This is a genomic window from Chryseobacterium sp. BGA-UO-ETr-SB22, assembly GCF_059567885.1.
Genome location: NZ_JCAQOV010000005.1, coordinates 1041572 through 1054321, shown reverse-complemented (window position 1 = coordinate 1054321; position 12750 = coordinate 1041572). Strand labels below are relative to the sequence as shown.

At 36.2% G+C, this 12750-nt stretch carries 13 protein-coding genes; 10 read left to right on the top strand and 3 right to left on the bottom strand.

The genetic code is table 11. The features are described 5' to 3' along the window. Nucleotides 1-80 precede the first annotated feature (80 nt). Both AC57AW_RS12055 and AC57AW_RS12050 read left to right on the top strand, forming a co-directional pair. Nucleotides 81-389, top strand: coding sequence for a thioredoxin family protein (locus AC57AW_RS12055; RefSeq protein WP_047384463.1), 309 nt, complete (start codon nt 81-83; stop codon nt 387-389). Continuing rightward, nucleotides 389-637, top strand: coding sequence for a DUF6952 family protein (locus AC57AW_RS12050; protein ID WP_002980002.1), 249 nt, complete (start codon nt 389-391; stop codon nt 635-637). Before AC57AW_RS12055 ends, AC57AW_RS12050 begins: the two co-directional genes overlap by 1 nt. A gap of 582 nt (nt 638-1219) precedes the next feature. On the opposite strand, the gene AC57AW_RS12045 is transcribed toward AC57AW_RS12050, so the two are convergent. The 3 genes from AC57AW_RS12045 to AC57AW_RS12035 are packed head-to-tail and all read right to left on the bottom strand — an operon-like array spanning nt 1220 to nt 3472. Then, nucleotides 1220-1909: a Bax inhibitor-1/YccA family protein gene (locus AC57AW_RS12045; protein WP_496352067.1), complete on the bottom strand. Its 690-nt coding sequence runs from the start codon at nt 1907-1909 to the stop codon at nt 1220-1222. 41 nt (nt 1910-1950) lie between these two features. Beyond that, complete coding sequence (locus tag AC57AW_RS12040; protein WP_496352066.1) at nt 1951-2388, bottom strand: peptidylprolyl isomerase; 438 nt, start codon at nt 2386-2388, stop codon at nt 1951-1953. Nucleotides 2389-2437: 49 nt separating this feature from the next. Next, nucleotides 2438-3472: an acyl-CoA reductase gene (locus tag AC57AW_RS12035; RefSeq protein WP_496352065.1), complete on the bottom strand. Its 1035-nt coding sequence runs from the start codon at nt 3470-3472 to the stop codon at nt 2438-2440. Between the two features lie 59 nt (nt 3473-3531). Here AC57AW_RS12035 and AC57AW_RS12030 point away from each other — a divergent pair, with 59 nt between their 5' ends. The 8 genes from AC57AW_RS12030 (at nt 3532) to AC57AW_RS11995 (ending at nt 12690) form a co-directional block, all read left to right on the top strand. Next, nucleotides 3532-3882: a 4Fe-4S binding protein gene (locus AC57AW_RS12030; RefSeq protein ID WP_318846169.1), complete on the top strand. Its 351-nt coding sequence runs from the start codon at nt 3532-3534 to the stop codon at nt 3880-3882. A 110-nt stretch (nt 3883-3992) separates the two neighbouring features. Next, the gene (serC, locus tag AC57AW_RS12025) at nt 3993-5057 is read left to right on the top strand and encodes a 3-phosphoserine/phosphohydroxythreonine transaminase (protein ID WP_496352064.1); all 1065 of its coding nucleotides are present in this window, start codon (nt 3993-3995) and stop codon (nt 5055-5057) included. A 124-nt stretch (nt 5058-5181) separates the two neighbouring features. Beyond that, the gene (locus AC57AW_RS12020) at nt 5182-6147 is read left to right on the top strand and encodes a D-2-hydroxyacid dehydrogenase (RefSeq protein ID WP_318846171.1); all 966 of its coding nucleotides are present in this window, start codon (nt 5182-5184) and stop codon (nt 6145-6147) included. 2 nt (nt 6148-6149) lie between these two features. Continuing rightward, nucleotides 6150-7394 carry a DUF1015 domain-containing protein gene (locus AC57AW_RS12015; protein ID WP_318846172.1) on the top strand — a complete coding sequence of 415 codons (1245 nt, stop codon included), beginning with the start codon at nt 6150-6152 and terminating at the stop codon, nt 7392-7394. A gap of 55 nt (nt 7395-7449) precedes the next feature. Continuing rightward, nucleotides 7450-8853, top strand: coding sequence for a M28 family peptidase (locus AC57AW_RS12010; RefSeq protein WP_496352063.1), 1404 nt, complete (start codon nt 7450-7452; stop codon nt 8851-8853). Between the two features lies 1 nt (nt 8854). Then, nucleotides 8855-10213, top strand: coding sequence for a M20/M25/M40 family metallo-hydrolase (locus AC57AW_RS12005; RefSeq protein ID WP_496352062.1), 1359 nt, complete (start codon nt 8855-8857; stop codon nt 10211-10213). A gap of 2 nt (nt 10214-10215) precedes the next feature. Further along, nucleotides 10216-11574, top strand: a complete 1359-nt coding sequence (locus AC57AW_RS12000) for a M20/M25/M40 family metallo-hydrolase (protein WP_496352061.1) — start codon at nt 10216-10218, stop codon at nt 11572-11574. Nucleotides 11575-12459: 885 nt separating this feature from the next. After that, complete coding sequence (locus tag AC57AW_RS11995) at nt 12460-12690, top strand: hypothetical protein (protein ID WP_496352060.1); 231 nt, start codon at nt 12460-12462, stop codon at nt 12688-12690. Nucleotides 12691-12750 lie beyond the last annotated feature (60 nt).

Sequence of the window (12750 nt, the reverse complement as noted above, 5' to 3'; positions counted from 1 at the left end):
GGGTTATTAAAAATTATCTCATTTTCTTCTTTACAAATCATTGACACATTTCCAAATTTTCAACTTTTCAAATTACAATCATGTACACAGAATTAACCGAAGATACATTACAAAATATAGTTAACGACAACGAAAAAGTAGTTGTTCAATATGGCGCAACATGGTGCGGAAACTGCAGAATCATGAAGCCGAAGTTCAAAAAACTGGCATCTGAAAATGATACGATTCCATTTTTATATGTAGACGCTGAAAAGCTTCCTGAAAGCAGAAAATTAGCAAAAGTAGACAACTTACCTACTTTCGCGATCTTTAAAAACGGAGAATTGGTCAATCAGGTTCAATCTAACCAGACTGAAAGTTTAATTAACCTTTTTAATGAATTAGCATAATGAAATTACCCGTAATCAGACAATTTTATCAGAATCAGACTCCTGAAAATCTTGAAAAAACATTAGAAGTTCTGGAAAGTTTCTGTGAATTCAGAGGAACAAGTGAAGAAGACTTAAATGTTGCAGGAGAATTGATTACCAACATTTGCGGAGCTTTAGAAGTTCACGCCAACGTACAAAACGGAATGAGCGAAAAAGATGCTTTAAATTCTTTTGCTCAGAAGGTTTTAGGATCAATCGACAAATAATATCTTTCGATTATTTTAATCAAAAGATTATAAAAAACACAAATTTAATACCTGAGGTTTTCCTCATTACTATATTTTTTCTATTCTTTAAGAATCTTTTTACATCAATAGTAAAACCTACTTCAAAAGACTTTAATCAGTCTCCTGAAGCTGGTAATTGCATGAAAATTTTTAAAGAATATCCAACAAAATCCGGTGAAATTTCATCTGGATTTTTTGGGTTTATGGTTTAAAACACTAATAGCACAAATATTTTTCACAAATTTCACAAATAGAATAATACCAGTCGATTCATTAAAAACCATACATCATTATGCTTATCAATCCTTGAAATCTGCGTGACAAAAAGTCAACATGATCATAAGTTTCGGCTAAAGCCATTGGAAAATCACCAAAGATAAACGGGCTAAAGCCCGCTCCTATTGAATCAACCATAATGATCTAAGGTAAAATACACCCTACTAAATTGTGTTATTCATGAAACCATTCGTGCCATTTGTGTTTAAAAAAATTACATCCAAAAAAAATCCCGATGAAAATATCACCGGGAATATTATTTTAAAGATAAGATCAACTCATCAATTAGTTTCTTTTACTCATCAAAATACTCAGAATATACCAGAAAAGAAGCATAATAGAAGCAAAAAGCTGTAATGCTGCCCCTACATACTGATTCGTTCCATAAGAATCTTTTAATTTGCTTGTCTGATATAAAATAGTAGCCGAAGCCAGGATTACCATTCCTACTGAAAACCATAATCCAAGGTTAAAACCAAAGATCATCCCACCTGCAATCAGTCCGATTGAGATAAACCCACCAATTACAATAATATTTCTTAAAAAAGAAAAATCTCTTTTAGAAGTGAATGCTACTGCTGAAATACCTGCAAACATAGCAATAGTTAAAGTAGCCGCCTGGAAGATTACATTGGTACCTCCTGCCATATTGGTTGCAATAAAAAGCAGAGGCATAAAAATAATCGCTTCCAGTAAGATATAAAATCCTAATCCTAAATATTGGGTAGATTTACTTTGTGAAAGTGACCATTTAGAAGCTAAAACAGAAGCCAGCCAGAAAACCCCAATGATTAGTAACCAAATATATTTCTGAGCAAACATCATTGCAATAAGCTCTGCCGGAACAGTTTTCAATAATATCGTTTCAACTCCAATAAATGCAAGAATAGATAAAGCAACATGCAAATACGTCTTCTTGTAAAAACTCGCTTTTTCTACATCCGAAGAATGAGCGACTAAAACATCTGTCATCATAGTTAATATTTTTTTAGTTAATCGAAAATAAATTTACAATCTTATTTCGCAGGCAATACACCCAAAATCTTTCCATCATCCTCAAATACAGCTGTAATAGCCTCTTTGGAAGATAATTCTCCTGCATATTTATATTTAATACTTGGATGATTGGTACCATCCATTGTTTTATAATATCCAGCTTTTAAGATTTCAAGCTTTTTATTGGGGTCAATGCCTTCTTTTACTTTTTTGAGAACTTCATCCGTTACAATCTCTTTTACCTTCTCAGAAAGCAATCCATCAATTGTCTTACGGTCAGAAGCCTGTAAAGCCTCAACAAACCTAAGAAAGTTATCATTGTACAAACTTACTTTCTCTTTACTTATAGCAGCCGGCTGCTCTTTTTTCTGGTTACTCTCAACCTTTACACCTGCTACTTTCTGAGCAAACATCAACTGTGCACCCACAAGAGCAAATCCCAGCAATAATTTTTTCATAGTATTCATTTTAGTTACCTGGTAAAACAAGTGATGGAAGATACGAAAATCAGACCAGTTCTAAAAATTTCATTGTATCCACATTATCTGCATAGGTATCAAGGCCCGGATTCTGCGCTTCTCCAAACGGAATAACGTTCAGCCCCAAATCCTCTTTCCCTACCACACACTGGATATTTTCTTCATTTTCAGCTATAAAAGATTTCACATCATCCAAAGATTCATATCTGCTGAAATTGATTACAGAAAGCGGGCTGAAAAGCTTATCATCCTCTTTCAGCATCACAAAATTATTATCCCAGAATTTATCCAGATTTAAAAGATAAACCGCTCTATTATAATCATAATTGTTAGCATATTTATTATGATTGATGATATCCTGGAATGCTAAGAAGTTCTCAAACAATCTGTCAATAACAAAATCCTGCGGAATAAAAATTCTCGTCACATTTCTGCATCCCAGTCCAAAATACTGGAAAATATCTTTTGCCAGCAGCTGCAGCTCCGCATCCGTTTCATCGCCTTTCAACACAGCAACGGAAGTTCTGTTCTTACGGATAATGCTTAAGTGATTTTTAAAATAATATTCAAGGTATCTCGCTGTATTATTGCTTCCTGTAGCGATCACTGCATCAAAATTTTCTAATCTCTCTACAAATTCAAACACTACATTCTCATTGGAGAATTCATTCCATTTTTTTAATAAAAACGGAACCATATACTTATCTTTTGAAGACAGCTTAATAACAGGAATATGATTGCCCAACACAACGGATATCACATCATGAAAGCCCACCAAAGGAATATTTCCGGCTAAAATAAGTCCAACTCTTTTTGAAATTTTAGAGATTGAATAATTTCCAAGCCAGTTTTTGATATTTTCTTCAGTCAAAAGATCAGCCCATTGCTGTAAAGCAAATTTCTGATTATCAATAGTAAACCACGGATTCTCTATTTCAGATCTTTTTAACAATAATACAATATCAGCATCATCTTCATTGTGATCTTCCGGTTTCTTCGCTAAAAACGCTTTTATATAATCACTTAATTTAATAAGTCCTAAAACTTGATTTTCGGTATTCATAATTACTTTAAAATTGGGGAATATTTTGTAATTTTGTGCAAATTTAAAAAAAATTAGCGATGGCTATTAAAATAACTGATGAATGCATTAATTGTGGGGCTTGCGAACCGGAGTGTCCAAACAATGCAATATATGAAGGAGCTGTAGATTGGAAAGCTTCCGAAGGTACGGCTCTTCAAGGTACAATCACAATGCCGTCGGGACTTACTGTAGATGCAGATGCACCACAGGAACCTGTAAGTGATGATGTGTATTTCATTGTAACAGATAAATGTACAGAATGCAAAGGATTCCATGAAGAACCTCAGTGTGCGGCGGTATGCCCAGTAGACTGTTGTGTTCCTGACGAGGATCACGTAGAATCTGAAGAATCTCTTCTTAATAAAAAAGCATTCTTACACGGCGAATAAAAAAATTCCGTCTCATCATCTGTGAGGCGGTTTTTTTGTCAAAAAATCCAATGTAACCAAAAATAAAGCTGAAGGAATTTAAAACCCGGAAGCAACCAAAAAATAAAAATATGAACAAAAAGCACAACTTCAGCGCAGGGCCATGTATTTTGCCACAGGAGGTATTTGAAAAATCAGCACAGGCTATTCTGGACTTTAACGGTATCGGATTGTCTCTTCTTGAAATTTCTCACAGAAGTAAGGATTTCGTAGCTGTAATGGACGAAGCGCGTGCAATTGTAAAAAGACTGATGAATCTTGGTGATGATTATGAAGTTCTTTATTTAGGTGGAGGGGCCAGCCTGCAGTTTGCCATGGTACCTTACAACCTGATGAAAGTAGGTGGAAAAGCAGCTTACCTGGATACAGGAACATGGGCAGCCGGAGCCATCAAAGAAGCAAAAAAAGTAGGAACAGTAGATGTAGTAGGTTCTTCAAAAGAAGAGAATTACTCTTTTATTCCTAAAAATTATACCATTGGTGCAGAATACGATTATTTCCACTGTACTTCCAACAACACTATTTATGGAACTCAGATGAAATCTTTCCCAGAAGTGGATACACTGATGGTTTGTGATATGAGTTCTGATATTTTCTCTAGACAGCTTGATTTTTCCAAATTTGACCTGATCTATGCGGGTGCTCAGAAAAACATGGGACCTGCAGGAGTTACCTTAGTGGTTATAAAAAAAGAAATCCTTGGAAAAACAGGAAGAGAAAATATGTTCTCTATACTGGATTATTCTCAGCATATTGCTAAAGAATCAATGTACAATACGCCGCCGGTATTCCCTGTATATGCCTCTTTACTTACCCTTCAGTATCTTGAAAAAAATGGAGGAATTGCAGCTGCAGAACAGAGAAACGAAGCAAAGGCCAAGCTTTTATATGACGAAATCGACAGCAATCCATTATTCGAAACTTTCTGCGTGAAAGAAGACCGTTCATTGATGAATGTTTCTTTCAAAATCACAGATGAGAGCAAAAAAGAAGAATTTGACAATGCATGGAAAGCAGCAGGAATCAGTGGATTAAACGGACACAGAAGCTTGGGCGGATACAGATCAAGTTTATACAATGCCTTACCTATTGAAAGTGTACAGGTTTTGGTGGATGTAATGAAGTCAATCAAATAATTTTAAGCATTAAAAATTCAAAGATTGGAAGATTGAAAAGCAGTTAATTTAAATTCATTAATTTGCACCTCAGTTTTAAAATGTTGAAATATTTAAATTTTTCAATCTTTAAATCAAATAACTCATGAAAGTTTTAGCAAACGATGGAATCTCAAAAGCAGGAGAAAACGCTTTAAAAGAAGCCGGAATTGAAATTCTGGACAATAGAGTGGCTCAGGATCACGTTATTAATTTTATCAACGATAATAATGTGGACGTTCTTCTTGTAAGAAGTGTAACGAAAGTGAGACAGGAGCTGATTGATGCATGTCCCGGCCTTAAAGTCATTGGAAGAGGCGGTATTGGGATGGACAATATTGATGTAGAATATGCCAAAAGCAAAGGCATTAAAATAATCAATACACCTACAGCATCTTCAAAATCTGTGGCAGAATTAGTTTTCGGACATTTCATTTCACTGGCAAGATTCCTTCACGAATCTAACAGACTGATGCCTCTGGAAGGAGATACTCACTTCAGTGCTATGAAAAAGTCATTCAGCAATGCCTATGAACTTTCAGGGAAAACATTAGGAGTAATCGGCTTTGGAAGTATTGGCCAGGAAGTCATTAAAATAGGAATTGCTTTAGGAATGAAAGTAAACGTTCTGACAAGAAGCCCAAAGACAGAAGTTCTTACCCTGAACTTCTTCAACGGACAGTCTGTCGACTTTGAAATCACTTCCACCAATGATATGGATGCATTCCTGAAAGATTCAGATTTCATCAGTATCAATACGCCGAAAACGAATGAATATATTATAGATACCCCTCAATTTGAAAAAATGAAAGATGGGGTCTATATTGTAAATACTGCAAGAGGAGGTGTCATCAACGAAGTGACACTGATCGATTTTATTGAATCAGGAAAAATAGCCGGAGCGGCATTGGATGTTTTTGAAAATGAACCAAGCCCGGAACTTCCTTTACTGATGAACCCTGCATTATCTCTTTCTCCACACGTTGGAGGAAACACAGTAGATGCACAGGAAAAAATCGGTATCGAACTTGCAGAACAAATTATTAAGCTACAAAAAGAAACTATAAGATAAATATGCCTGTTTTTAAACCTTTCCGTGGAATAAGACCTCATAGAGACTTCGAGAGCACTTTCCCTACCCATCCACTGGATAATTTTACCCAGGAAGAGATCGCAGAGAAGGCTCAAGTTGAAAATACTTACATCAATATGATCAAACCCTATGTTGTAAGTAAATCTAAAGATATTGACCGGAATCTGCGAAAGATCCGCTCTACATTTGAAGAACTTCTGGACGAAAAGAAATTGGTCCAGGACAATTCAGCCTACTATCTTTATGAGCAGATCTACCCCAACAAACAGGTGTTCAGAGGACTTCTGGGATTAGCAAGTATTGAAGATTTCTGGAATGGAAAAATCAAAAGACATGAAAGTACCATTCCTCAGAAAAAAGAAAAACTGGCTCATTACCTTGAAAAAGTAAACCTGCAGGCAGAACCTGTACTCCTTACCTATCCTGCCAACTCAAAAATTGAGCTGCTGATGAATCATGAGGAAAAAAATGTCCCTATCTTCAACCATGTGGATACCATCGGTATCAGACATAAAATCTGGAGAATAGACAACCGTCTGAAGCTACAGCAGTTTAAAGAAGTGATTGATCAGATTGATTCCTTTTATATTGCTGACGGACACCACAGAATTGGTTCTACAGCAATTAATGCCAAATATCATAAGGAGAAAAACAAAAAACATAACGGTACAGAGCTTTACAACTTTGTTTACAGTTTTATTGTTTCCAATCAGTCTATTAAAATTCATGATTATAACAGAATCTTACATGATCTGAACGGTACTTCTCCCGAAGCTTTCCTGAAAGAACTTGAACATTATTTCCTTATTCATGAAAAAGGAGAAGCATCCTACTACCCTTCTCAGAAATTCCATATTTCAATGTATATGGATGGGAAGTTCTACTCTCTTCACGTGAAGCACGATCTTCGTTCCAAAGAAATGTCTCTGGATAACCTGGATCACCACCTTATAGACAAGTATATTTTCAAAAATATCCTGAAAATTGAAGATCCGGATAGCTCTGAACTTATTTCTTATGTAAAAGGAACTTCCAATATCAACGGAATCAATCTTCTGAAAGAAAAAGTAGACAGCGGTGAAGGTAAAGTTGGTTTCGGAATTTATCCTGTAAGTTTTAATGACATGATTAAAATTTCGGATTTAAGATTAAGCATGCCTCCAAAATGTACATTTATTGAACCAAAATTGATTACAGCTCTGGTAATGTACGATATGAAACCTTAATAAATTCCTATTTTTTCCCTACTTTTATCAAAGGAAAAAGAAAGGTAAATAAAAAATGAAAAAAATATTCATTATACTTCCACTCTTTTTGAGTGGATTTTTATTTTCTCAAAAAAAGCCACTCAAAAATCCGGCAAAAAAAACAACTCTTGCCAAACTCAACTATCATGAGGAGTTCAGAAAAATTTCAGATGAAATCATGACCAATGGTAAGGCTTATGATAATCTTGGAGAACTTACGAAAGGAATTGGATCGCGTTTCAGCGCAACTCCCGGTTATACAAAAGCCGTAGAATGGGCCGAAAAGAAGTTCAAGGAAATTGGTATTGATATGATCTGGAGACAAGAAGCCAAAGCTCCTGTCTGGATCAGAGGAAAAGAATCTTTACAGATAAAAGCCGGAAATGGAGATTGGAAAAATATCAGAATGCTTTCTTTTGGAAACTCTGAAGGAACGGGCGGAAAAGACCTTACAGGTGAAATCGTCTTAATTAATTCCACTTCAGAGCTTAATGCCATGTCAATAGGTCAGCTAAAAGACAAAATAGTTTTCGTAAATGTTCCTATGGACCCGAAAATTATCAATACAAGTGACTCCTATTTACAGACTGCAAAATCAAAATTAATTTCCGCTTCTATCATCGCTAAAACAGGCGCAAAAGCATTAATTATAAGATCACTGACAACGGCAAATGACGATACTCCCCACGCCAAAATGATTTACTACGAACCGGATGATAAAATTAAAATTCCGGCTTTATCCATTGGAGTAAGATCTGCAGATGAGTTGGAAAAAATATTGAAAAAGCAAAAAGTTACTGCTAAAATCAACATGACTGCTGAATCAAAAGGAGACACTACAAATCCAAATATTATTGCTGAAATTCAAGGCAAAAAAGATTCTAAAGTAATTGTTTTAGGTGCCCAGCTTGATTCATGGGATTTTGGCGAAGGCGCCATTGATGATGGAACAGGCGTTGTTCAGTGTATCGAAGTTTTAAGAACATTGAAAGCATTGGGATATGAAAATAATCACACCATCCGGGTAGTTTTATACGCCAACAGTGAAAACGGAGGCCAGGGCCGCGAAATGTATGCTGCTTTTGTAAAAAAGAGGGATGAAAAACATGTTTTTGCCTTAGGAACAGATGCCGGAGGGTATTCTCCAAGAGGATTTTCTCTGGATATGTCACCTCAAAGAAGAAGGTTGATTTATCCATGGAAAGAATATTTTCTTCCTTATGGCGTTTATGATTTCGACCAAACTGAGGCAATTCAGGACATTTCACCTTTGAAAAAACTTGATATTCCACTAGCAGAGCTTGTAGTAGACACCCAAAGGTATTTCGATTATCACCATTCCGAGCAGGATACTTTTGATAAAGTGAATAAAAGGGAGCTTCTTCTCGGGGCGGTTGCCATCACACAGATGATTTTCATGGTTGATAAAAACTGGTAATATGAAAAAGATAATAGGCACTTCATTATTGCTTTTTGGAATGACTGTTTTTGGTCAGACTAAAGAAGATTCTATCCAATTCAAAAAAATTTCAACAGAAATCCTGAACAACGGCAAAGGATACAATGAACTGAGAGAACTTACCAAAACGATAGGCAACCGTTTAAGCGGTTCCGAAGCGTATGAGAAATCAGTACAATGGGCTGCACAGAAACTCCGTGATGCCGGAGCTGATAAAGTATGGCTTCAGGAAGTCATGATCCCTGTCTGGGTAAGAGGAAAAGAATCTCTGCACATACAAACCGCTAACGGAAAATGGAAAAATATTAAAATGCTTTCCCTCGGAAATTCTGAAGGCACAAACGGGAAAGACATATCAGGTGATATTATTATGGTAAAATCACTTGAAGAATATGATCAACTTCCTGCAGAAAAGGTAAAAGATAAGATTGTATTTTTCAACTATCCTTTTAATCAAGGGAATGTACAAACCTTCATTTCTTACCGCGATGCAAGTGCTTACAGACGAACTACCGCTTCATTAACGGCTAAAAAAGGAGGTAAATTTGCCATCATCCGGTCACTTTCTTCCGCTTTTGACGATGTTCCTCACACAGGCAATATGCGCTATGATGAAAACATTTCAAAAATACCCGCCGTTACCATCGGAAATACTTCTGCTGATGAACTGGAAATACTGTTGAAAAATAAGAAAGTAACTGCCAAACTTAATTCCAACTGTGGAATGAAAGGCGAAAAGCTTTCCCATTCTGTAATCGGGGAAATCACAGGCAAAAAAGACCAGAGCGTTATTGTTGTCGGCGGACACCTTGATTCCTGGGATGTAGGCGAAGGTGCTCATGATGACGGAGCCGGAATTGTACAAAGTATTGAGGTACTGAGAACTTTTAAAAAATTAGGAATACAAAACAACCATACCATCCGCGCTGTGTGCTTTGCCAACGAAGAAAACGGAACAAAAGGCGGAAAACAATATGGCAAAATTGCCAAAGAAAACAATGAAAAACATCTTTTTGCTATAGAAACGGATGCCGGAGGTTTTTCACCACGGGGAATTTCCCTGGAAATGGATGATCCTCAAAGAAACCAGATCAAAAGCTGGGTCAACCTATTTTTACCTTATGGAGTTTACAATTTTGAAGGTAAATATTCCGGATCAGATATTGCTCCGCTTCATGAAATGGGAGTTCCCACTGCTGAACTGGTTCCTGATCCGCAGCGTTATTTTGACATTCACCATACAGCAGAAGATACTTTTGAAAAGGTCAACCGCAGAGAATTATTACTTGGTTCTACGGTAATGACACAACTTATTTATATGATTGATAAAAATTGGTAACAATGAAAAAGATATTAGGAACTTCACTATTACTTTTCGGAATGGTCACTTTTGGCCAGTCTAAAGATGATTCTATCCAGTTCAGAAAAATCTCCACAGAAATCCTGAACAACGGAAAAGGATATACAGAGCTGAGAGAGCTTACAAAAAACATTGGACATCGTTTAAGCGGTTCTGAAGCTTACGAAAAGTCAGTGCAATGGGCTGCACAGAAACTCCGTGATGCCGGAGCTGATAAAGTATGGCTTCAGGAAGTCATGATTCCGGTATGGGAAAGAGGAAAAGAATCTCTGCACATTCAGGCATCTAACGGAAAATGGAAAAGCCTGAAAATGCTTTCCCTTGGAAATTCTGAAGGAACCGGAGGAAAAGATATTTCGGGAGAAATTATCATGGTAAAATCTATGGAAGAATATGACAAACTTCCAGCTGAAAAGGTGAAAGATAAGATTGTATTCTTCAACTATGCTTTCAGCCAGTCATTTGTCGAGACTTTCAAAGCCTATGGGGATGCTGCAAAATACAGAACGACAGCTGCTTCTTTAACCGCTAAAAAAGGAGGTAAATTTGCTATCGTAAGATCTCTGTCTTCTGCTTTTGATGATGTCCCTCACACGGGAGCCATGCGCTACGAAGACAAAGTCTCCAAAATACCAGCCGTAGCCATCGGAAGTACTACCGCAGATGAACTGGAAGCTTTACTTAAAAATCAGAAAATCATGGCTAAACTTAACTCTAACTGTGGAATGAAAGGCGAAAAACTTTCCCATTCTGTCATCGGGGAAATCACTGGTAAAAAAGACCAGAGCGTTATTGTTGTCGGCGGACACCTTGATTCCTGGGATGTAGGTGAAGGTGCTCATGACGATGGTGCTGGGATTGTTCAAAGTATTGAAGTTTTGAGAACTTTTAAAAAATTAGGAATACAAAATAACCACACCATCAGAGTAGTCTGCTTTGCCAATGAAGAAAACGGAGTAAAAGGCGGAATTCAATATGGTAAAACAGTAAAAGAAAAGAATGAAAAACATCTTTTTGCAATAGAAACAGATGCCGGAGGTTTTGCACCGAGAGGAATTGCCCTGGATATGGATGATGCCAAAAGAAATCAGATCAAAGGCTGGTCAAACCTATTCCTTCCTTACGGAGTGTATAATTTTGAAGAGCGGTTTTCCGGAACAGACCTCTACCCGCTTCATGACATGGGAATTCCTGCCGCTGAATTGATGCCGGATTCTCAACGCTATTTTGATATTCACCATACAGAAGAAGATACGTTTGAAAAGGTGAACCGAAGAGAGCTTTTATTAGGCGCTACGGCTTTAACACAGATGATCTACATGATTGATAAAAACTGGTAATAAATATGAAACCGTCTTTAGAGGCGGTTTTTGTTTTTTATAGACTTTTTACTATTTCAATAGGAACAGGCTTTAGCCTGCTTAACTTTACAAGTATCTTCCGTTGGCTTCAGCCAAAAATTATCTTTATTTTATAACCACTGATCTACAGAATTGGCACAGATGATTGCATTTTTTGATAAATAAATTTTCACCTACAATCTAATCTGTGAAATTTGTGCAAAGCCATTCGTGGTATTTGTGTTTTAAGATTATTGATGCTGTCTTTTAAACTTTCCCGGTTCATTTTCTAAGCAATTCTAAAATATTTTAAATATAAAAAATAATTGTACCGTAATATTTTCTTTGTTTCAAACAACTCAACCTTAAAAACAGAAAATTTTTCTTTGTTTAAGGAAATAACAGATAAAAACACGCTTCATCAGGAGCTTTATCAATCCCGTGAAACAAAGTGTTAATCGCGAAACTTTTATTTTGGCATGATATTGGCATGTAAGATATTGAGAAAAAATTAAAAAAACACTAAGGATGAGAAAAAAGGTTTTCTGTGGATTTTCAGTTTTTCCACTGATTCAAATTCATATCTAGTATATGAATCCTTTTTTTTCTACGATGCCGTACCAGATACGGGTTCGTGATTAATTAACCCCCGTTGATTTTTCACAGCAATTTTGCACCCCGTATCTCACTGGTATCATCAATAACCAAGAATCATTTATTGATTCAAAAAAAACAAAAATATCCCGGACTTTTAGCCCGGTATTACGATATAAATAAATGGCAAAGTCATCGTGAACCTTAGCCCTGTAAAGGAATTTATTCTTTTTACCGTGATGAGCGCGCCTTTATCCTATTAATTAATGTATAACCCTTAAAATGTAAGTAATGATGAGAGACTTTTTTGAAATGATTTTTAAGAGAAATGAAGATGCTGCAAAAATGAACATCTGGAGCTTATTGCTCGTATTAAGTTTTGCTGCCTTTTCTGTATTGGTATACGCCTTAAAACCAAGCTTAAACAGCTTAATTATATATCTGACGGCATTTGCCGCTTATATTGGCTTTGGCCTTGTATTCATCAGTTCCCTAACCGGAACAAGTATGAAGAAAAGATAACAGAACATATAACTTTCAATTAATTTTTACTGAAAAAACCGTCCTGTTTGGGGCGGTTTT